This is a genomic window from Ruegeria sp. G2, assembly GCF_056533505.1.
This window is the reverse complement of sequence record NZ_JBQFON010000002.1, coordinates 368,240-387,838: the sequence shown is the minus strand read 5'-3', so window position 1 is coordinate 387,838 and position 19,599 is coordinate 368,240. Positions and strand designations below refer to the sequence as shown.

General features: G+C 57.1%; 21 protein-coding genes. 6 read left to right on the top strand and 15 right to left on the bottom strand.

Annotated elements, in window-relative coordinates; all coding sequences use genetic code 11:
- Positions 1-122 precede the first annotated feature (122 nt).
- Positions 123-452 carry a hypothetical protein gene (locus tag ACR0DU_RS06555; RefSeq protein WP_170780267.1) on the top strand — a complete coding sequence of 110 codons (330 nt, stop codon included), beginning with the start codon at positions 123-125 and terminating at the stop codon, positions 450-452.
- A gap of 6 nt (positions 453-458) precedes the next feature.
- Here the strand turns inward: ACR0DU_RS06555 and ACR0DU_RS06550 are convergent, their stop codons facing one another.
- Both ACR0DU_RS06550 and trhO read right to left on the bottom strand, forming a co-directional pair.
- Entirely contained in the window at positions 459-959 is a 501-nt protein-coding gene (locus ACR0DU_RS06550) for a potassium channel family protein (RefSeq protein ID WP_120981283.1), read from the bottom strand.
- A 63-nt stretch (positions 960-1,022) separates the two neighbouring features.
- Positions 1,023-1,928, bottom strand: coding sequence for an oxygen-dependent tRNA uridine(34) hydroxylase TrhO (gene trhO, locus ACR0DU_RS06545; RefSeq protein ID WP_480873162.1), 906 nt, complete (start codon positions 1,926-1,928; stop codon positions 1,023-1,025).
- A 96-nt stretch (positions 1,929-2,024) separates the two neighbouring features.
- Between trhO and pncA the strand changes: the two genes are divergently transcribed.
- Positions 2,025-2,618, top strand: a complete 594-nt coding sequence (pncA, locus tag ACR0DU_RS06540; protein ID WP_480873161.1) for a bifunctional nicotinamidase/pyrazinamidase — start codon at positions 2,025-2,027, stop codon at positions 2,616-2,618.
- Between the two features lie 3 nt (positions 2,619-2,621).
- Here pncA and ACR0DU_RS06535 read toward each other — a convergent pair whose 3' ends face one another.
- Complete coding sequence (locus ACR0DU_RS06535; RefSeq protein ID WP_010438464.1) at positions 2,622-3,152, bottom strand: hypothetical protein; 531 nt, start codon at positions 3,150-3,152, stop codon at positions 2,622-2,624.
- A 164-nt stretch (positions 3,153-3,316) separates the two neighbouring features.
- Here ACR0DU_RS06535 and pncB point away from each other — a divergent pair, with 164 nt between their 5' ends.
- Positions 3,317-4,609: a nicotinate phosphoribosyltransferase gene (gene pncB / locus ACR0DU_RS06530; RefSeq protein ID WP_480873158.1), complete on the top strand. Its 1,293-nt coding sequence runs from the start codon at positions 3,317-3,319 to the stop codon at positions 4,607-4,609.
- Here pncB and ACR0DU_RS06525 read toward each other — a convergent pair.
- Genes ACR0DU_RS06525 through ACR0DU_RS06500 form a run of 6 tightly spaced genes read right to left on the bottom strand, consistent with a single transcriptional unit; the run spans position 4,606 to position 12,018 of the window.
- Positions 4,606-6,057, bottom strand: a complete 1,452-nt coding sequence (locus ACR0DU_RS06525) for an aldehyde dehydrogenase family protein (RefSeq protein ID WP_480873156.1) — start codon at positions 6,055-6,057, stop codon at positions 4,606-4,608. The two genes, pncB and ACR0DU_RS06525, sit on opposite strands and share 4 nt — an antisense overlap.
- Before the next feature lie 40 nt (positions 6,058-6,097).
- The gene (locus ACR0DU_RS06520; protein WP_480873155.1) at positions 6,098-7,696 is read right to left on the bottom strand and encodes an ABC transporter ATP-binding protein; all 1,599 of its coding nucleotides are present in this window, start codon (positions 7,694-7,696) and stop codon (positions 6,098-6,100) included.
- The gene (locus ACR0DU_RS06515; protein WP_170541983.1) at positions 7,693-8,508 is read right to left on the bottom strand and encodes an ABC transporter permease; all 816 of its coding nucleotides are present in this window, start codon (positions 8,506-8,508) and stop codon (positions 7,693-7,695) included. The genes ACR0DU_RS06520 and ACR0DU_RS06515 overlap by 4 nt, the downstream gene beginning before the upstream one ends.
- A complete protein-coding gene (locus ACR0DU_RS06510) occupies positions 8,505-9,452 on the bottom strand; it encodes an ABC transporter permease (protein WP_170471567.1) in 948 nt (315 codons plus the stop codon). The genes ACR0DU_RS06515 and ACR0DU_RS06510 overlap by 4 nt, the downstream gene beginning before the upstream one ends.
- A gap of 40 nt (positions 9,453-9,492) precedes the next feature.
- The gene (locus ACR0DU_RS06505; protein WP_480873154.1) at positions 9,493-10,512 is read right to left on the bottom strand and encodes a hypothetical protein; all 1,020 of its coding nucleotides are present in this window, start codon (positions 10,510-10,512) and stop codon (positions 9,493-9,495) included.
- Between the two features lie 18 nt (positions 10,513-10,530).
- Positions 10,531-12,018, bottom strand: a complete 1,488-nt coding sequence (locus ACR0DU_RS06500; RefSeq protein ID WP_480873152.1) for an ABC transporter substrate-binding protein — start codon at positions 12,016-12,018, stop codon at positions 10,531-10,533.
- Between the two features lie 170 nt (positions 12,019-12,188).
- Between ACR0DU_RS06500 and panB the strand changes: the two genes are divergently transcribed.
- The 3 genes from panB (at position 12,189) to glpK (ending at position 15,440) form a co-directional block, all read left to right on the top strand.
- Positions 12,189-13,043 carry a 3-methyl-2-oxobutanoate hydroxymethyltransferase gene (panB, locus tag ACR0DU_RS06495; protein WP_480873150.1) on the top strand — a complete coding sequence of 285 codons (855 nt, stop codon included), beginning with the start codon at positions 12,189-12,191 and terminating at the stop codon, positions 13,041-13,043.
- The gene (gene panC, locus ACR0DU_RS06490; RefSeq protein WP_480873149.1) at positions 13,040-13,891 is read left to right on the top strand and encodes a pantoate--beta-alanine ligase; all 852 of its coding nucleotides are present in this window, start codon (positions 13,040-13,042) and stop codon (positions 13,889-13,891) included. The genes panB and panC overlap by 4 nt, the downstream gene beginning before the upstream one ends.
- Before the next feature lie 70 nt (positions 13,892-13,961).
- Positions 13,962-15,440 (top strand): glycerol kinase GlpK, encoded by a 1,479-nt coding sequence (glpK, locus tag ACR0DU_RS06485; RefSeq protein WP_480873147.1) that lies wholly within the window; start codon positions 13,962-13,964, stop codon positions 15,438-15,440.
- Here the strand turns inward: glpK and smpB are convergent.
- The 6 genes from smpB to arfB all read right to left on the bottom strand — a co-directional run bounded on the left by smpB (position 15,437) and on the right by arfB (position 19,503).
- Positions 15,437-15,919, bottom strand: a complete 483-nt coding sequence (gene smpB / locus ACR0DU_RS06480) for an SsrA-binding protein SmpB (protein ID WP_480873145.1) — start codon at positions 15,917-15,919, stop codon at positions 15,437-15,439. The genes glpK and smpB overlap by 4 nt on opposite strands.
- 44 nt (positions 15,920-15,963) lie before the next feature.
- Positions 15,964-16,506 carry an isopentenyl-diphosphate Delta-isomerase gene (gene idi / locus ACR0DU_RS06475; protein ID WP_010438432.1) on the bottom strand — a complete coding sequence of 181 codons (543 nt, stop codon included), beginning with the start codon at positions 16,504-16,506 and terminating at the stop codon, positions 15,964-15,966.
- 147 nt (positions 16,507-16,653) lie between these two features.
- Positions 16,654-17,067 (bottom strand): c-type cytochrome, encoded by a 414-nt coding sequence (locus tag ACR0DU_RS06470; RefSeq protein ID WP_010438429.1) that lies wholly within the window; start codon positions 17,065-17,067, stop codon positions 16,654-16,656.
- Positions 17,068-17,180: 113 nt separating this feature from the next.
- Positions 17,181-18,194: a P1 family peptidase gene (locus ACR0DU_RS06465; protein ID WP_480873144.1), complete on the bottom strand. Its 1,014-nt coding sequence runs from the start codon at positions 18,192-18,194 to the stop codon at positions 17,181-17,183.
- 82 nt (positions 18,195-18,276) lie between these two features.
- Positions 18,277-19,023 carry an SDR family oxidoreductase gene (locus ACR0DU_RS06460; protein ID WP_480873143.1) on the bottom strand — a complete coding sequence of 249 codons (747 nt, stop codon included), beginning with the start codon at positions 19,021-19,023 and terminating at the stop codon, positions 18,277-18,279.
- Positions 19,024-19,083: 60 nt separating this feature from the next.
- Positions 19,084-19,503, bottom strand: coding sequence for an alternative ribosome rescue aminoacyl-tRNA hydrolase ArfB (gene arfB / locus ACR0DU_RS06455; protein WP_170471545.1), 420 nt, complete (start codon positions 19,501-19,503; stop codon positions 19,084-19,086).
- Positions 19,504-19,599 lie beyond the last annotated feature (96 nt).

The following is a 19,599-nucleotide window of genomic DNA, read 5'->3' as shown; positions in this document are numbered from 1 at the left end:
TCATTGATTGACCAGTCAATAAATCCAATGATTGGCATGTTCTCGCCGAATCCAAATGGCCTTCTCTTGAAATGAAAGGTTAATGTTCTATTTATGTTCCACATAGTCAGAGGATAACCCCGATGGCCCAGAACATGCGAAAAGCCGCACTTGGCGGCACGTCAAACGATTATCACCTGTTGCCTGTGACAGATCGGCAGATGCGCTATGCCCGCGCGATTGCACAAAAGTCCGCGCTTGAGATTCCTGTCGAAGCGCAACACGACCGTAAATCACTATCAGACTGGATATCGGCCCATAAGCCGCATGACCCGTCGCCTTTCGCAAACTACCCAACGGGCAAGCAGGTTGCGTTTGCGGAGCGTATTTCGCGCACTAAACGGCGTCCGATCCCATCCGAGTGTTTCCGCGACAGACAATTGATGTCTCGATGGATCGATCACAACAAATAAGCTGGTCTACTTGCTATGGCTGCGCGCGTATAGCGCCACGGCTGCGGCTACAAACATGCCCAACAGGATATAGCCCGTAACCGCCTCGGCCACGGCCAACCCACGGCATAGGCCTGTTGGGGACATGTCGCCATATCCGACCGTGGTGAAGGTAACGTACGAAAAATACAGAATATCTGCCGGTCCTTTGGCGCCGACAACACAATGATCCTCATAGCCAAAGGCACCGTAGACCGCGGCAAATAGGAACGGCACGACCTGAATGAAGGACACCCCCATCAAAAACAGTATCCTGCGCGGGGATTTCACCTGGGTTATGTAGTAGTAGGATTGCGAAACCATCCAGACCACCAGCCCAACCGATGCAATCGTACCGATCGTGTCACCCGCGGTGGTTTCATTCAGACGCGACAAACCGTACCAAGCGAGGAAACTAGCCAGAACCAGCCCTAAGGCTGCCAATAGGGTGGATTTCCATTCTTCCAGGGTTCTGGGTTCGTGAGTCATATCCGCTCCATCAGGCAGGCCCAAAGGCATCATCCGTTTTTCGGCATAGCCCGCAAGATGAATTCAATCTGACCCCAGATGTTCCTCACCTCGCGCGCGGGCCAGCTGGATTTGTCTCTGCCGCTCGCGAAACCGTACCTTGTCCTGTTCGGACGTCTCATCAACACATCGATGGCAAGATACACCATGTTCGTATTCAGGGCGCTTTACATCTTCAGGCAGGATTGGGCGGCGGCAGCCATGGCAAAGCTTGTGTGGGCCTTCGACCAGCCCATGACCAACTGAAACGCGATTGTCGAAGACAAAACACTCACCCTGCCACGCGCTGTCTTCGCGTGGCATCTCCTCGAGATAGCGCAGGATGCCACCTTTCAGGTGGTAGACATCCTCGACGCCCTGTCCCAGCAGATAATTAGTGGACTTCTCACATCGAATTCCGCCGGTGCAGAACATGGCGACACGCTTGTTGTGAAATCTCTCTTTGTTTTCTTCCCACCAAGCTGGGAAATCGCGGAAACTTGCCGTGTTTGGATCTATTGCGCCTTCGAACGTGCCGATTGCAACTTCATAGTCATTGCGCGTATCGATCACCACCACATCGTCCGAGCGGATCAGATCGTTCCAGTCCTCGGGCTCAACATAGTTTCCGACACTGGCACGTGGGTCGACATCGGGCTGCCCCATCGTCACGATCTCTTTTTTCAGACGCACCTTCATCTTACCAAATGGTGGGTGGTCCGCGGTTGCCTCTTTCCATTCCAGATTGTTGCAACCCGGAAGCGCGCGGATATGCGCCAGCACCGCATCAATCCCAGCGCGGGGGCCGGCTATGGTGCCGTTAATCCCCTCTTGCGCCAGCAACAGGGTACCTTTGACCGATTGCGCGCGGCAAAGCTCGTGCAGGGCAGGGCGCAACGCGTCAGGATCAGGGAAGCGTGTGAAATGGTATAGGGCAGCGATTGTGTACATGTGCGCGATCTAATGCGCCTGATGAAAACACACAAGAGACAGCATTGACGATCCCTGCTGCGCGCCATACCGATTATGTAACTGAAGGAGACCAACATGTCCCACGCGCTGCTCGTTATCGATGTTCAGAATGATTTCTGCCCGGGAGGTGCACTCGCCGTTGCGGGTGGCGATGAAATCGTCGCTCCGATCAACGCGATCATGGACGATTTCGATGCGGTGATCCTGACGCAAGATTGGCATCCGGCGGGGCATTCGTCTTTCGCCAACTCACATGACGACAAATCCCCGTTCGAAATGATCCAGATGCCCTACGGCGCACAAGTCCTGTGGCCTGATCACTGCGTTCAAGGCTCGGATGGCGCGGCCTTTCACCCGGACCTGCGTACCGATGGCGACCTGATCATCCGAAAAGGCTTTCGCCGCGACATCGACAGTTATTCGGCATTCTTCGAAAATGATCATTCCACTCCGACTGGTCTGAAAGGCTATCTTGAGACGCGCGGGATCGAACAGTTGACGATGGTTGGACTGGCGACAGATTTCTGCGTCCATTATTCGGCGGTAGATGCGGCACATCTTGGATTTGACGTTACTATCAGAACCGGTCTGTGCCGTGCGATAGATATGGATGGATCATTATCAGCCGCCGAGAAATCAATGCGCGAAGCGGGTGTCAAATTGGCCTGAGGATCAATTCGCTGCGCCGTACTCCGCCAGGAGTTTCAGCAACACAAACAAAATCACAGCCAGCCCCAACGCAAATCCCAATCGCCCAACCAGGGTGCGCCGTTCCGGTCGTACCGACTCGGGGCTTTGGGCTTGTAAAGGTCGCGCAGGTGCCGGGCGGAGAACATGACCGGGCTTAGCTGCCCTGATGTGCGCCAGGAAGTGATGAAAATCAAACTCGCCGCAATATTCGCCCTGAACACCCATGTTCCGAATGTTTGCAAAAAGCCGTTTCAGAATTACGACGCGATTCTCGGAATCCTCGGGCCGGTAATATCCGGTGGACCGATTGTCACTCACCGTATCTAGACTGAAGCCAGATTCCAGAAATATGCGACGTATTTTAGGTGAAGCCGCCCGCAAGGCATCTGCAGTCTTGATATTCCTGAACTGCGCGCGCACCGGGGGTCGCCCTGTTACCGCTGTGTGTCCATGTTCCGGATCAACCTCATCCGGAGCAATCGCTACTATGTCAAAGTCGTACTCGAGACTCATTCACCAAATTCAACCTCTCAACCATCCCCACCCCCTCACTAAAGCGTGAGGGATACTCACAATATGCCCGCAATGTGACTTGTCATGGGCATTGTTACCAATCCAGCGACTCTTGCCAATCAGCGCGCTGATTGATCTAACAACGGAAATCGCAGGAGGTCCCCATGGTCGACATCGCGACGCGGGTCTACAATCACAAATGGAAAATCGACCCAATTGTGCGGTCATTAATAGACACAGACTTCTACAAACTGCTGATGTGCCAGTCAGTGTTTCGTAATAAGCCCCAAACAGACGTGGTTTTTTCGCTCATTAACCGGTCGAATCACATTCCATTGGCCAAATTGATCGATGAAGGTGAGTTGCGTGAACAGCTGGATCATATCCGTTCCCTCAGTCTCAGCCGGGGCGAAAGCACCTGGCTGCGCGGCAATACGTTCTATGGCAAACGGCAGATGTTCCGCCCTGATTTCATGGAGTGGTTCGAAAATCTGCGTCTGCCGCCTTATCATCTGGAACGCAAAGGCGATCAGTATGAACTGACCTTCGAAGGCAAGTGGCACGAGGTCATGTTGTGGGAAATCCCAGCATTGGCTGTGCTGATGGAGCTCCGCTCGCGCGCAGTTCTAAACGGGATGCGCCGGTTCGAGCTTCAGGTGCTGTATGCCCGCGCAATGACACGCGTTTGGGAAAAAATCGCCCAGCTTCGCAACATTGAGGGGCTGGGAATTGCGGATTTCGGTACACGACGGCGGCATTCGTTTCTGTGGCAGGACTGGTGCGTGCAGGCGATGATCGAAGGTTTGGGACCATCCTTCACCGGTACGTCCAACTGCCTGATTGCAATGCGCCGCGAAGTAGAGGCTATCGGCACCAATGCACATGAATTACCAATGGTCTATTCGGCTCTGGCTGAAGATAACGCTGCGCTCGCCCAAGCGCCATATGATGTGCTTAGCGACTGGCATGAAGAACATGACGGTAATCTGCGTATTATTCTACCTGATACCTACGGCACCAAAGGGTTTTTGGACCGCGCTCCCGACTGGCTGGCAGGCTGGACAGGAATACGTATCGACAGCGGCGATCCTGCAACCGGGGCCGAGATTGCAATTGATTGGTGGAAATCTCGAGGTGAAGACCCCACTCAGAAACGCATTATATTCTCGGACGGATTGGACGTGGACAAGATTCGCGAGCTGCACGCCCAGTTTGCTGATCAGACTAACGTATCGTTTGGCTGGGGCACTCTGCTGACCAACGATTTTCGCGGGCTTGTTCCAAATGACGCGCTGGCCCCCTTCTCGTTGGTCTGTAAGGCAGTGTCCGCCAATGGCAAACCAACCGTGAAGCTGTCTGACAACCCGGAAAAGGCAATGGGGCCAACAGATCAGATTGAGCGGTACAAGCGGGTTTTTGGCGTCGGAGCGCAGAAAGCGATCAAGGTGATCGTTTAGCCGTGATAGGCGGCAACCGTCTTGAGCTGTGAGAACCCGTACAGCGCCTCGAAGCCTTTTTCGCGGCCGTGGCCGGATTTACCGACTCCTCCAAAAGGTAGCTCAACACCGCCACCCGCACCATAGTTGTTGATGAAGACTTGCCCCGACTGCAGCCCCTTGGCCAGTCGCATCTGGCGTGCCCCATCCCGCGTCCAGACGCTGGCGACAAGGCCATAGTCGGTGCTATTCGCTATGCTTAGAGCCTCTTCCTCAGTTTCAAACGGTATCAAAACCTGAACCGGGCCAAATATTTCATCCCGCGCAAGCACATGGTCCGGAGGGACGTCAGCAAAGAGTGTGGGCAGGACATAAGTCCCATTTTCTGGTGCGTTCTCCACGATTTGCCCCTGTCCGGCGATGGTCAAATCTGCGCCCTTCTCAAGAAAACCGTTTACGATCTGTTTTTGCCGTTCCGAGATCAACGGCCCGACGCGCGGATCGTTCATCGCCGGTCCCACGGATAGCTCGCTAAATGCGTCGGCCATGCAAGACTTGACCTGCTCATAAACGCCCCACTGAACCAAAATGCGAGATGAGGCCGAGCAGGTTTGGCCCGCATTCTGAATGCCCGCATTCACCAGAAACGGAAGGGCCGCATCCAGATTGGCATCATCGAAGACAAGTTGCGGCGACTTGCCACCCAATTCCAGTGTCACCGGAACAACATTTCGACCCGCCGCCTGCTGCACAAGTGCTCCCGTCGTGACCGAACCTGTGAATGAGATGTGATCCACACACGGATGCGCCGACAGGGCCGCGCCCGCCTCACCTCCAAGTCCGGGCACCACATTCAAGGCCCTGGGTGGCAAGCCCGCCTGTGTCGCCAGGTGAGCGAAGGCCAATGCGGTCAGGCAGGCTTCTTCCGCCGGTTTCAGAACGCAGGCGTTGCCCATCGCCAGCGCCGCCCCGACCGAGCGGCCAATGATCTGCATCGGGTAGTTCCACGGCACGATATGGCCGGTCACACCATGCGGTTCACGCAGCGTGTAGACCGTATAACCATCCAAGTAGGGAATGGTCTCGCCCATCACTTTATCAGCAGCACCGCCGTAGAATTCACAGTAGCGCGCCAGGGCAACGGCATCCGCCCGCGCCTGGGTCAGCGGTTTGCCGACATCCATCGCCTCAAGCTGTGCCAGATCATCGACCCGTTCCAGAACCAGTTGCCCCAACCGGGTGAGAACACGCCCCCTTTCCAGCGCGGTCATGCGACCCCATTCATCATCGCGCGCAGATCGGGCGGCCTGCACCGCAGCATCTATATCGCGTTCGTTACCCCTTGCGATCTGGCAGATTTCAGAACCGTCCGAGGGATTAACAAGCGTCAAGCATTGCCCTGACGCAGGTTTTTTCCATTCACCATCAATCAGACACAGGCTGGGATCGAACCAGAGGGGGTTAGACATCAGAAACTCCTAAAGTAGGCTCTAATAAGGTGCTTATGGATCATGCAGCCCCCTGTCCGATCTCTGGCAGACTGGGCGCTGCATCGATTAGCGTTCGCGTGTAGGGGTGCTGTGGCTGGGTAAAGACCTGCTCGGTTTCACCCTGCTCGACAATCTTGCCGGCCTGCATCACCAGCACGCGGTCGGTGATCGTGCGAACCACACTCAGATCATGGCTGATGAACAGATAGGTCAGATCGTAGGTCTCACAAAGCTCGACCAGAAGATCGAGGATCTGGGCGCGTACCGAGACATCGAGGGCCGAGACAGCCTCATCGAACAGGATCAGCTCGGGCTGGATGATCAGCGCACGGGCGATGGCGATCCGTTGGCGTTGCCCGCCCGAAAACTCGTGGATATACCTGCTTGAGTCATCCGGGCTGAGGCCAACCGCAGTAAGCATTTCGGCAATGCGATCCTGCCGTTCGGACCCGTTTGGCGGGGTTTCGAGTAGGTGAAACGGCTCGGTGATCAGGCGCGCAACCCTGTGGCGCGGATTAAAACTGCCGTAGGGGTCCTGAAACACCACCTGCATCTTGCGACGTACTGCCAGATTGGGTTTATGGCCTGTAAATACAGGCTGACCATCCAGAGATATTCGGCCTTGTTGCACCTCTTCGAGACCCAATATCGCCCGTGTTAGGGTCGATTTTCCGCAGCCAGACTCACCAACCAACCCCAATCGTTCCCCTCGGTTCAGCGTAAAGCTAACCTGATCGACGGCCCGGTGATGGCCAGGTGCATCGAACAAGCGCTTTCTGGGCAGGCGGTAGTCCCGAACCACTTTGTCGACTTCCAGCAATGGCCGTGGCTCTGGGGCTACCGGCAGGTTGACCTGATGCCCCGAAGCCTCGAACAGCATGCGGGTATAGGGGTGTTGCATATGGCGTAGCAGATGTTCAGTTGCGCCGGTTTCAACCACCTCGCCATGCCGCATAACCACGATCTGATCCGCCATGCCAGCAACCACTGCCAAATCATGGGTGATCATCAGCAGACCCATGCCGTATTCCGTCACCAGTCCTTTGAGCAAGTCAAGGATTTGTGCCTGCGTCGTCACGTCCAGCGCCGTTGTCGGCTCATCAGCGATCAGTAACCGGGGGCGCAACGCAATCGCCATGGCGATCACTACACGCTGACGCTGTCCACCCGACAGCTCGTGCGGAAAGCGTGTCATAGGGAACCGGTCGGTGGGCAATCCGACCCGCGCCAAAACCTCTTCGGCCCGTTCGCGCGCCTGGGCGGGGGGCATGGTCTTGTGGATCAGGATGGTCTCCATCACCTGATCGCCAATTGTCTTGACCGGGTTCAAGGCAGTCATCGGTTCTTGGAAAACCATTCCGATCGCGGCACCCCGCAGGGCGCACATCTCTGCTTCTGACTGATTCAGCAGGTTCTGACCGTCAAGCTGCAGCACCCCTTCCGCATCAGCCCCGTTGGGTAGCAACTGCATCACGGCAAGGGCGGTCATAGACTTGCCTGAACCGCTCTCGCCCGTCACAGCCACAATCCTCCCTGGCGCAAGTGATAGGTTGATCCGTTTCAGGATTTGAGTGCCGTGAATGGTTAGCGAAAGGTCCTTGATCTCAAGTAAGCTCATGCGCGGGCCACCCGTATCCGAGGGTCCAACCAGTCGCGCAAGCCATCACCCAGTAGGTTCAGACCTAGAACCGTCACGATGATCGCCAAACCCGGAATCAGAGCCAAATGCGGGGCAAAACTGACCATAGTCTGCGCGTCGGCCAGCATTCTGCCCCAGCTTGGTGTGGGCGGTTGCGCGCCCAGGCCGACATAAGACAGCCCGGCCTCGGCCAGAATACCCAGAGAGAATTGAATCGTTCCCTGAACGATCAGCAGATTGGCGACATTGGGCAGGATGTGTTCAGCCGATATGCGTGCCGCCCCTTTGCCTGACACGCGGGCGGCGAGGATGAACTCGCGCTCCCACAGCGACAGGGCCGCACCTCGGGTGATCCGCGCAAAGACAGGGATGTTGAAGATACCGATGGCGATGATCGCGTTGATGGCCCCGGCACCAAAGACAGCGGTGATCAGAATGGCGATGACAAGAGAGGGGAATGCAAAGACCAAATCGTTGCCGCGCATGATGACTTCGTCCAGCCACGATCCTTTGCGCGCGGCAGCGGTCAGGCCCAAGGGGACCCCCAGCGCCATGCCGATCCCGACGGCCACCAACGCTACCGCAATCGAGGTACGAGCGCCGACCATGATCATCGAGAACATGTCGCGCCCGAAATGATCGGTGCCGAACCAGTGTTGCGCGTTTGGCGGTTGCAGCTTGGCCGGAATATTGAGCGCGGCATGGTCATATGGCGTCCAGACAAACGATACGAGCGCTGCCAGAAGCACCAGCGAGGACAGTGCGGCACCAAGGATCAGGTTGCGGCTCATGTCCTGCTCCTCAGTCTTGGATCGACGGCGGCATAGGCCAAATCGACCAAAAAGTTCACCATGATGACGGCGAAGACCAGCAACATGACGACCGATTCCACTACGATCAGGTCACGTGCAGAAATCGCCTGAAACACCAGCCGTCCGAGGCCTGGCAGATAGAAAACCTGTTCGATGATGATTGAGCCTGCCAGCAGGAAGGAAAATTGGAGCCCGATGATCGTCAGCACAGGAATCAGAGCATTCCGCACCCCGTGTCGCCACAGTGCCTGACGGCGTGACAGGCCCTTGGCGCGGGCAGTACGCATAAAATCCTCGGCCAGAATGTCCAGCAATGCCGATCGCATAACCCGCGCAAGAATAGCCGCCTGTGGCAGGGCTAGGGCGATCGCAGGCAGGGTCAGAGAATGCAGGCCGGTCCAGACGCCGTTTTCCCAACCCGCGAACCCGCCGGCATTGAACCAGCGCAGATTGATCGCAAATATCAGCACCAGCATCATTGCAAACCAGAAGTTCGGCACTGCTATCCCGAGTTGCGTTGCGCCCATTACAGCCAAGTCACCCGGTTTGCCACGCCGTGCCGCTGCATAGATACCAGCGGGAAACGCAATAAGCGTGGACAGGGTCAGTGCGTACAACGCCAGCGGCAACGACACCCATAGTCGATCCGTAATCATCTGCGACACCGGCGTGCGATAAGTGTAGGATGTGCCGAAATCCCCAACCAGCATCCCGCCGACCCAGTTGAAATACCGTTCGACTTTGGAGACATCGAGGCCCAATTCAGCCCGCAGGGCAGCCAAAGTGTCTGCCTGCGCGTTCACACCCAGCATGAACGACGCCGGATCACCGGGTGCAATCTCGATCACCGCGAAGATGACAACCGATGCGACGGCCAGACTCAGGATCAGCGACAGCAGGCGTTTGAGGGCATAACGTAGCATTGGTAACAGGTTAAGTGTCTGGGTTGCGCGGGTCCACCACCTACTCGTAGGCCTGCCGCTCGTCGTTGACCAGTTTGATCGCACAGGCCGAGAGATCGGCGGCGGGCTCAGTCTCTGACAGCCAATCAAGATTGGTTTCAGTACGAGCCAGCGCGGCGCGGCGCAGGACCATCAACCGGGCGCGCGGACTATCCAGAAACTCATCTTGCGGGATCACCGTTTCAAGCGGGCTGTCGATCCGGATGGCCTCATAATACCCGCCCGTCAGTGCCAAAAATGCAAAAGCGCAGGCCGGAGCGTCATCGGTACATTGCTGATTGCAAAGTTGGGCAATGGGGTGTGTCTCTTCCGATGACATCAGCCAGCTCTCTACCGATTGACGCCACGGGTTATCCGGGGAGATATCGCCGTACCCCAACCCAAGCGCCAGAAGACCCGCTATACCCAGCGCCTGGTCCGAGCTTGCGTCGACCGGATCAGGTTGAATGTGGCGCAATGCGGCCAGCCCGTCTCCGCGTGGTTCTGGAGTTTGTGACAGATAGGCCAAGTAGGGCTTCAAGGCCTGCATGACCTGATCGTTGGCCTGCAGCGTCTCACGCATGCTGGCGTTACCATACAAAGCCACGATGCGCGTTGGATAATCCGTGGCCTGATGCTCACCAAGCGCGTTAAGTTTTGCGATCAGGTCAAGATCGGGGTTCGGATGCTTGGCCTGGAGTAAGATTTGCGCCAACTCGTTTCCAGCGCGTGCCTCGACCGTTAACCACGACTGCCCAAAGGCCGACCAATCTTTCTGGCGAAAAAGCTTTCGCGACTGTTTGGGTCCCAGCGATTGACGATATGGCGACGGCCCAAGATCCGATGTTTCGATCCGACCCAGTAACAGGCGCGCTTCTACGTTACCTTCAACGGCAAGCTCTGCCAACATGGGCAGGGCCTGCTCATCGTCGCCTTGCAGCCACAACTCAACCGCCTGGCTAAGCGATGATTCGGCCCGAGCAACAGATGTAATAGCGATCTGCGCCGCGAGGGTAAGAGCGACGAAGATTGACTTGACCATGCACGGACTCCCTAGGGTCTATTCGTCCCAGCTGATGGCAGTCAGGTCGATCGCTGCGGTGGGCGCGTTTTCCCACAGACCCTGAACACCCGCCTTGGCAACCCCGAGCTTGGCAAGCTGAAACAGATACCCGTTGACGTAATCGGTTGCGATCAGGCGCTGCGCCTCTCCCAACAGACGAGTGCGTTCATCAGGGTCGGTGGTAGAATTCAGAGTTTCCATCAAAGCCTGAAAATCGGTGCTGTCATATTGGAAGTAATATTCAGGACGCGCATAGATACCGATATCCATCGGCTCGGTGTGACTGACGATGGTCAGGCCGAACTCCTTGCCTTTGAACACGCTTTCCAGCCATTGCGCCCATTCCACATTAATGATCTCGGCTTTGATGCCAATCTCGGCCAGCTGAGCCGCGATGATCTCACCCCCGCGCCGAGCGTAAGAGGGCGGCGGCAGGTGCAGAGTGGTCTCAAACCCGTCGGGATATCCGGCCTCGGCGAGAAGTGCCTTAGCTTTCTCAGGGTCGTAGGCCGAATTACCAATCAGATCGACATAAGCCGGGTTGTGCGGCGCGAAATGAGTGCCGATGGGCGTGCCATAACCGAACATCGCGCCGTCGATGATGGCTTGCCGGTCGATGGCATGGGCTAGGGCCTGCCGCACGAGTACATCGTCGAAGGGTTCTTGTTTATTGTTGGTCGATAGGATTGTCTCACCCTCAGTCGAGCCGACAAGAACCTGAAAGCGCGGATCGGCCTCGAACTGAGGCAGGTTCTCGGGAGCAGGGAAATTGTCGAACACGTCCACATCCTCGGCCATCATGGCAGCGAAGGCGGCGGTCGGGTCCGAAATAAATTTGAACGTTGCAGTCTCTAACGCGGGCTGATCGCCCCAATAGTCGGGATTTCGATTCAGGGTGATGCTGTCTCCTTGCACCCAATCGGCAAAGGTGAACGCACCCGTGCCAACCGGGTTGGTCTTAATATTCTCGATACTTTCCGGCGCAACGATGACCGCGTCACCCCAGGCAAGGTTGAAGAGGAAATTACCGTTCGGTTCCTTCAACGTCACCTGAACGGTCAGAGGATCTACAACTTCGACAGTCTCAATCCCAGCAAACAGAGCCTTTTGTGCATTGGCGCTGTCTTCTGCTGTCGCCCGGTCGAGGCTGAATTTGACGTCCTCGGCATCCATCGTAGTGCCGTCATGAAAAGTCACGCCATCGCGCAGTTTGAATGTGTAAACGGTGCCGTCATCCGAAATCTCCCAGCTTTCAGCCAACCCGGGAACAACCGATCCATCGCCCATAAAGCGGGTCAGACCTTCGAAGATGTTGGTGTAGACAACCGAATCGATTGCCTGAGCGGCGGCGCTGGTTGGGTCCAGATGCGGCGGCTCTAGTTGCATGGCGATGGTGATGTCGGATTTAGCCAGAGCCTGCGTGGCAAACAGGCTGGAACCTAGGGCCAAGGCCGACGCGAATGAGCGAAAGCGCTGCTTTGTCATGAAAATCTCTCCCCACATTATACGACTATTCCGCTGACTACGGATCGTTCTGAGACCGATCCTGCCAGAAACCCCGGGTCAATCAAGGGATTGTTGGCGCAACCGGGGTTTCTTTGCATCTGCCGCATCTGCTATGCCGCACTGCAACATGAACCCTGCGAGGAGTGATCATGAGCGCCACCGCCCGCAAGAAAGCCCCGAACGCCGAGGATATCCGCGCCCGGAAAGGCACTGAACCTCTGGTCTCGCTGACTGCCTACACGACGCCGATGGCGCGGTTGATGGACGCGCATTGTGATTTCGTCCTGGTCGGTGACAGCGTCGGAATGGTGCTGCACGGGCTGACCTCGACCCTCGGGGTGACGATGGACATGATGATCATGCACGGTCAGGCCGTCGCCCGCGGGCTGGACAGAGCCATGATGGTGATCGACATGCCCTTCGCAAGTTACGAGCACGACCCGGCACAGGCCTTCCGAAACGCGGCCCGCTTAATGTCCGAAACCGGTGCAGGGGCCGTTAAGCTGGAAGGCGGCGTGGAGATGGCCGAAACCATTCGGTTTCTCGTAAAACGCGGCATCCCGGTGATGGCGCATATCGGTTTGACACCGCAATCAATCAACACGCTGGGCGGCTACAAGGTACAGGGGCGCGACAAACAGGCCGATGCCGTACTGGCCGACGCCCGTGCCGTTGCCAAGGCCGGTGCGTTTTCCGTCGTGTTAGAGAAGGTTCCGCAAGGTTTGGCTGACCGGATCACGTCCCAGATTGCGATCCCCACCATCGGCATTGGTGCTTCGGCCGGGTGTGATGGGCAAATTCTAGTGGTAGACGACATGCTGGGCTTTTTCACTGCTTTCAAACCAAAATTCGTTAAACGCTATGCCGACCTTGGCCCGCTGGCCGAAGCAGCAATTGCAGAATACGCAACCGAGGTTCGAGCTCGCAGCTTTCCGGCAGACGAACATGTCTTTGCAGATCAGACCCCTTCAAATCAGACCCCTTCAAAAGGGTCCAAGTCATGACCGCGCCTATTCTGCGTCGGTTGGCGGATTTGCGTGCACTGACCCGTGAATGGCGCCAAAAGGGCGAGGTGATCGGAGTCGTCCCGACCATGGGCGCGCTGCATCAAGGGCATCTGTCACTGGCCGAAGCCGCCAAGGCGGATTGCGACCGGGTGGTCGTGACAATCTTCGTGAACCCCAAACAGTTCAACAACCCAGAAGACCTTGCCAACTATCCACGCACCGAACAGGAAGACGCCGAGAAGCTGGCCCCTTATGACGTTGATGCGATTTACGTACCCGACCCTCAGGAGATCTATCCCGAGGGGTTCGCCACCACAGTATCGGTTTCGGGCCTGACTGACACAATGGAGGGTGAATTTCGCCCGGGCCATTTCGATGGCGTGGCGACCGTTGTCGCCAAACTGTTCCTGCAATCGCAGACGGATCGAGCCTATTTCGGGGAAAAAGACTATCAGCAGCTTATGATCGTCCGACGGATGGCCCGCGATCTGGATATTCCGATCGAGGTGATTGGTTGTCCGACGGTACGAGAGCCCTCGGGTCTTGCCATGTCTTCGCGCAACCAGAGACTGTCAGATCGGGGGTTGGTAATTGCGGCTAAAAAACATCGCATCATGCGCGCACTTGTTCAGGCTCTGGAGAATGGTGAGGCGTTCAACTCGCTGGTGACGCAAGCCCAGGCTGAACTGCTGGCCGCCGGTTTCGCTGAGGTGGAATATCTCCAACTCCGCTGTGCCGATACGCTGGACCCGCTAGCCCACGCCGACCGCCCGGCGCGCTTGTTCGCGGCGACCATGCTTGAAGGCGTGCGGCTGATCGATAATCTGCCGGTGTCAAAGGTCTGATTTCCCCTCTGGCACGTTTGGCATTGTTTGCGCTAAAGTCCCGCAAAACCAATGCGGGAGGGGCGCAGGCATGACCTATATTCTGGCAATCGATCAGGGCACCACATCGTCTCGTGCGATCCTGTTTGACGCGCAAATGCAGCGCGTCGGCACTGCGCAGCACGAGTTTACGCAGCATTTCCCGCAGGAAGGCTGGGTCGAACATGATGCCGAAGAAATCTGGGACAGCGTCCTGACCGTTTGCCGGGAGGTGTTGGAATCCACGGGTGTTGCCGCCAGCCAGATCGCCGGAATTGGGATCACCAACCAACGCGAAACCACAGTTATCTGGGATCGCGCCACCGGTGCCCCGATTCACAACGCGATTGTCTGGCAAGACCGGCGCACTGCTGAAATTTGCGAACGTCTTCGCAAAGCGGGGTGCGAAGATGACGTGACCGCCCAGACGGGGCTGCTGCTGGACCCTTATTTCTCGGGCACAAAGGTCAAATGGCTTCTGGATACCGTGCCAGGCGCGCGCGACCGTGCCGCCGCTGGAGAGCTGCTTTTCGGCACTATCGATACCTTTCTGATCTGGCGACTGACCGAAGGGCGCATGCACGCCACCGACGCCACCAACGCGGCCCGTACATTGCTGTTCGACATACATGAAGGGGAATGGAGCAGCGAGATTTGTGACTTGCTGGACATCCCCCAGGCCTTGTTGCCCGATGTGCGGGATTGTGCCGCAGATTTCGGATCAACATCCCTGTTTGGCAGTGAAATCCCGATTCTCGGCGTGGCAGGGGATCAACAGGCTGCCACCATCGGGCAGGCCTGTTTCCAGCCGGGCATGATGAAATCCACCTACGGCACGGGATGTTTCGCGCTGCTCAATACCGGTGCGCAGCCGGTTGAATCAAAGAACCGCCTGCTGACCACTATTGCCTATCAGCTGGACGGGCAGAAAACCTATGCGCTTGAGGGCTCGATCTTCATCGCGGGCGCGGCGGTGCAATGGTTGCGCGATGCTTTGCAGATTATCGAGGCGGCGCCGCAAAGCGGTGAGCTGGCGGCTCAGGCCGATCCGACCCAGCATGTCGTGCTTGTTCCGGCTTTCACCGGCCTCGGTGCGCCCTATTGGAAACCCGATTGCCGCGGCGCGATCTTTGGCCTGACCCGCAACTCAGGCCGCGCCGAAATCACGCGCGCCACGCTGGAAAGCATCGCGTTCCAAACCCGCGACCTATGGCACGCAATGCAGGGCGATTGGGGGGCCGAGGCTGACGTGATCCTGCGCGTCGATGGCGGAATGAGCGCATCGGACTGGGCCATGCAGGGGCTTTCGGACATTCTGGGCGCTCCGGTCGACCGCCCGGTGATGCAGGAAACCACCGCGCTGGGTGCCGCATGGCTGGCGGGAATGAAAGCAGGTGTCTACCCGGATCAGGCAGGATTCGCCGAAACCTGGGATCTTGACTGTCGGTTTGAACCCCAGAAGGCCGAGGCCGACCGAGACGCGGCCTATGCGCGCTGGCAGCGGGCCGTTCAGGCGACCATGGCGTTCTAGCTGTGGTCCTTCATCAGACGCTGTTTCTGGCGTGACCAGTCGCGCTTGGCCTGTGTTTCGCGCTTGTCGTGCAGTTTCTTACCCTTGGCGATGCCGATCTTCAGCTTCGCCCGGCCTTTGTGGTTGAAGTACAGCACCAACGGCACCAGCGTCATACCCTTGCGCTGAGTCGCGTTCCACAGGTTTGCCAACTCCTTGCGCGACACCAACAGCTTACGGCGGCGGCGTTCTTCGTGTTTGAAGACCTTCGCCTGTTCATAGGGCGCGATATAGCAGTTGATCAGCCACAGCTCTCCGTCATCAACCGACGCATAGCTTTCAGCAATGTTCGACCCGCCCGCGCGCAGAGATTTGACCTCGGACCCTTCCAGAACAATGCCGCACTCGATATCGTCTTCGATCGCGTAATCGAAGCGCGCACGCCGGTTTTCGGCGATCACTTTGTAATTCGGGTCAGTTTTCTGCTTCTGCTTGGCCATGACGCGTTGATGTATTCCGCTTGCGAGCGCCTTGCAAGACAGCGTTACGATTTGGCTGAGATAATCAAGTCAGGTCCAAAGATCGTATCCGCGTGGTTATGCAAATAAATCTTGAGCCATGGCGTAAAACGGTCCGGGTGCCGTTTCACCTCAGCCAGCAGATCGTGATAGTCGACCCAACGAATATCCATCACTTCGTCAGGATTAGGCTCGATTTTCAATGGTCCACGCACGTGCGCCAGAAAGACATCGACCACCTCGTTCTCAACCATGCCATTGCCAACGTCGGCGTGATATTCAAGCTTGTGGCGATACTCAGGATATAGTCCGGTAATGCCCAGCTCCTCGCGCAGACGACGTACCGCGCAATGCGAGGCGCTTTCTTCCCAATCTGGATGTGTGCAGCAGGTATTCGCCCAAAGACCCGGCGTGTGATATTTGCCCATCGCCCTGCGCTGCAGCAAAATCTCAGTTCCGCGCACAACGAAGACTGATACGGCCTTGTGCTTGAGGCCTTTCTCGTGTGCCTCAAGCTTGTCAACGGGGGTCAGTTCGCCTTCAACCCAGGCCGGGATCATGATTCCCATCTGTCGTCTCCTGTTGGCGAATCCCGGCGCTCAAAGTCATACCGGTTTTTATCCAAAGTGACGCCGATGGAGGCATCATTCAACCGCACGAAAGGCCGCAGGGGCTGCGGCCTTTCGCACCATTGTACATGATCTAGACGAACCTGGTTATTCGCCCGAAACGCTGACGATATAAGCGTAAACGTCTTCAGCGCCCTTTTTCAGTTTAAAGGTCATTTTTGACTTGGCCGAGGTTTCACCCAGATAGTCTTTAAGAAACGCTTTGGGGTCCTGGGCGTAAGAAACAAAAGTCTCTTCATCCCAGACCAAGCCGTTTTCACCCGCTTCGACAATACTGTCGCCGTATTTGAACCCTTCGACAGTGCCGGCGGTACGACCCGCAACACCATAGAGGTTCGGTCCGGTCTTGCCGCCTTTGACGATCACTTCACCGGCGGGATCAGCGATCAGGTGACAGGATTTGCATTTGTTAAAGGCTTTCTTGCCAGCTTCGGCGTCACCTTCAGCATAGGCGGGAAGGGCCAGCAGACCAGCAATTGCGGTGGCAAGGATACGATTCATAGCTTTTGCTCCGATACGAATTGGCTGCACAGAAAGGACCTTTGGCGCAGCAGAGAGTCAACGCGCAGATTGCCGCGCGAGGGCACTGTGTCACAGCAGAGACTAGTTCGTCCTTAACTTAAGTCATGTACGGCAGACCAGCAGGGCAGAAGATCGCCTGCACTGGGTGACGCCAAATAGACCGCGCGCGCAATCGCCCGCGCCAGACAGATTGAGGCCGCGTGGCCGATCATCGCCATTGCTTCGACCTCAACTTCACGGGCAGCTGTGCTGAGGCCAAATACAAGATCTCCATCGCCGGGCGTGTGCGCGGGAACAATGGCGCGGGCGATGCCATCATGGGCAGCCACCGCCATTCGCTGACATTGCGGTTTGGTCAGTGCAGCGTCGGTCGCAACGATAGCAATGGTTGTGTTTGTCCGATCTGGTTGGGCTGGTTTCATGGCTTCCGCCTTGCGGCTAGTGTGGATGCGGCCAAGACCCGAGGCCGGATCCGGGCCATGCCCGCCAAACTCGGAATCGACCTCAAATGGTGCCGCCCAAAAATACCGATCTCCCGGCGTACTCACACTGCCCAGCGGGTTGGCTGCAACCAGTGCGCCAACAGTTGTTCCATCCTCAAGTACTAGCGAGGCTGAGCCCAGTCCTCCCTTATGCATTGCCGCCAATGCGCCGGTTCCGGCCCCGGCAGTCCCCAGTTCAAATTCTGGTGAGGCGTTCAGATACGCGGCATTCCCCAGCGCGCGATAGGGGTTTTCGACCCAGTCTTTATCTCCGCCATTAAGCAAATCGAACAGAATCGCCCCCGGCACAATCGGGACGATGGCCGAACCAGCTACAAAACCGCGCCCCTCTGTGCGCAAGGCATCGGATACACCCGAACAGGCATCCAGCCCAAAGGCCGATCCACCGGAAAGCGCAATCGCATCAACCCGGTCAACGGACTTGTCGGCCGCCAAGAGATCGGTTTCACGCGTGCCCGGCGCCCCACCCATAACATGCACCGAAGCCGTGAAAGGGTGATCCGCAGTCAAGACGGTTGTGCCCGATTTCAACGCATCATCCTGCGCATTGCCGACCTTCAGGCCCGGGACATCGGTGATCAGGTTTTTGGGGCCGGGTGTCATCGAAACCTCTAATTTTGGGCAGATAAGCGCGCCGCGGCGCGCTGCCTCCGGCGGGGATATTTATGGCCAAATGAAGAGCAGATCAGATGCATCGGCCCCCATCCACCTCAAGCGCGGTGCCCGTGATCATGCTGGCCTCGTCCGAGCACAGGAAACAGGCGGCGTTGGCCATGTCTTCAGGGGTCGAAAAGCGGCCCAGCGGGATGGTCGAGAGGAACTTGGCGCGAATTTCCGGTGTGTCTTCGCCCATGAAGGATTTCAGCAGAGGCGTTTCTCCTGCCACCGGACAGATCGCATTGACACGTACGCCCGATGGGGCGAGTTCCACCGCCATCGTTTTTGTTGCCGTGATCATCCAACCTTTGGACGCGTTATACCAATTCAGATTGGGGCGCGGCGACAGACCTGCTGTTGAGGCCACGTTCAGGATCGCGCCCATACCGCGCGCCTTCATGCCCGGCACAAAAGCGCGCGCTGTCAGGTAGACAGATTTCATGTTCACTGCAAAAACCCGGTCGAAGTCAGCTTCACTGACCTCTTCCAGTGGCGTTGGCAAATGAGTCACGCCCGCATTGTTCACCAGAACATCAAGCGATCCGAAAACACTTTGTACGACATCAGCCATGGCCTGAACGGAGTCCTCATCCGAGACGTCAACTTGCTGAGAAATGGCATCCTGGCCCAATGCAGCGGCCATATCGCGGGCGGCATCGCCATTGATATCGGCAATCATAACGCGGGCACCTTCGGAAAGGAACTTTTGCACAATTCCCGCACCGAACCCGGATGCACCACCGGTCACGATTGCGGTTTTACCCTCCAGCCTCATGTTGTTGCCCTCCTGCCCTTGTTGCGGGACAGACTATCAACCAAGAGCCGAGATGCCAGTTCATTCTTCGGACACTTTGCCCCGCAGCGCCTTTACATCGCCGCGTGCTTTTTTGGCTGCCAATCGACGCTTGACCGAGCCATAGGTCGGTTTCGTTGCAATCCTACGCTTGGGTTTGACCAAGGCGCGGGCAATCAGTTCCCCCAGCCGGGCGCGCGCAATCTCGCGGTTGCGGGCCTGGGAACGGGTTTCTTCGCATTGGATGACAATCGCTCCGTCCTTAGTCCATCGCCGACCAGCAATACGTTTCAATCGATTTTTGACCGGGTCGGGCAAGGAGGGTGAGCGCGCTGCTTCGAACCGCAATTCAACTGCTGTCGATACCTTGTTCACGTTCTGCCCACCCGGACCAGAAGACCGCACAAAGCTTTCCGTCATTTCCCAGTCTTGCAGGGTGATATCGTCGTTGATGCGCAACATGGGTCAGACCATACTAGGCACAGGTAAAAACAGAAAGGGCCGCCCCAGTGGGACGGCCCTTCGAAAGTTCAGGAGGTGGGGTCGGTTAGATCAATC

Excerpts from the sequence above, each read along its gene's own strand:
- ACR0DU_RS06535 (WP_010438464.1), bottom strand. The coding sequence starts at position 3,152 with ATGAGTCTCGAGTACGACTTTGACATAGTAGCGATTGCTCCGGATGAG.
- glpK (WP_480873147.1), top strand. The coding sequence starts at position 13,962 with ATGACCTATATTCTGGCAATCGATCAGGGCACCACATCGTCTCGTGCG.
- ACR0DU_RS06470 (WP_010438429.1), bottom strand. The coding sequence starts at position 17,067 with ATGAATCGTATCCTTGCCACCGCAATTGCTGGTCTGCTGGCCCTTCCC.
- ACR0DU_RS06550 (WP_120981283.1), bottom strand. The coding sequence starts at position 959 with ATGACTCACGAACCCAGAACCCTGGAAGAATGGAAATCCACCCTATTG.
- idi (WP_010438432.1), bottom strand. The coding sequence starts at position 16,506 with ATGGGAATCATGATCCCGGCCTGGGTTGAAGGCGAACTGACCCCCGTT.
- ACR0DU_RS06525 (WP_480873156.1), bottom strand. The coding sequence starts at position 6,057 with ATGTCTAACCCCCTCTGGTTCGATCCCAGCCTGTGTCTGATTGATGGT.
- ACR0DU_RS06555 (WP_170780267.1), top strand. The coding sequence starts at position 123 with ATGGCCCAGAACATGCGAAAAGCCGCACTTGGCGGCACGTCAAACGAT.
- ACR0DU_RS06520 (WP_480873155.1), bottom strand. The coding sequence starts at position 7,696 with ATGAGCTTACTTGAGATCAAGGACCTTTCGCTAACCATTCACGGCACT.
- ACR0DU_RS06465 (WP_480873144.1), bottom strand. The coding sequence starts at position 18,194 with ATGACACCCGGCCCCAAAAACCTGATCACCGATGTCCCGGGCCTGAAG.
- panC (WP_480873149.1), top strand. The coding sequence starts at position 13,040 with ATGACCGCGCCTATTCTGCGTCGGTTGGCGGATTTGCGTGCACTGACC.
- arfB (WP_170471545.1), bottom strand. The coding sequence starts at position 19,503 with ATGTTGCGCATCAACGACGATATCACCCTGCAAGACTGGGAAATGACG.
- pncA (WP_480873161.1), top strand. The coding sequence starts at position 2,025 with ATGTCCCACGCGCTGCTCGTTATCGATGTTCAGAATGATTTCTGCCCG.
- ACR0DU_RS06505 (WP_480873154.1), bottom strand. The coding sequence starts at position 10,512 with ATGGTCAAGTCAATCTTCGTCGCTCTTACCCTCGCGGCGCAGATCGCT.
- panB (WP_480873150.1), top strand. The coding sequence starts at position 12,189 with ATGAGCGCCACCGCCCGCAAGAAAGCCCCGAACGCCGAGGATATCCGC.
- pncB (WP_480873158.1), top strand. The coding sequence starts at position 3,317 with ATGGTCGACATCGCGACGCGGGTCTACAATCACAAATGGAAAATCGAC.
- ACR0DU_RS06460 (WP_480873143.1), bottom strand. The coding sequence starts at position 19,023 with ATGAGGCTGGAGGGTAAAACCGCAATCGTGACCGGTGGTGCATCCGGG.
- ACR0DU_RS06500 (WP_480873152.1), bottom strand. The coding sequence starts at position 12,018 with ATGACAAAGCAGCGCTTTCGCTCATTCGCGTCGGCCTTGGCCCTAGGT.
- smpB (WP_480873145.1), bottom strand. The coding sequence starts at position 15,919 with ATGGCCAAGCAGAAGCAGAAAACTGACCCGAATTACAAAGTGATCGCC.
- ACR0DU_RS06515 (WP_170541983.1), bottom strand. The coding sequence starts at position 8,508 with ATGAGCCGCAACCTGATCCTTGGTGCCGCACTGTCCTCGCTGGTGCTT.
- ACR0DU_RS06510 (WP_170471567.1), bottom strand. The coding sequence starts at position 9,452 with ATGCTACGTTATGCCCTCAAACGCCTGCTGTCGCTGATCCTGAGTCTG.
- trhO (WP_480873162.1), bottom strand. The coding sequence starts at position 1,928 with ATGTACACAATCGCTGCCCTATACCATTTCACACGCTTCCCTGATCCT.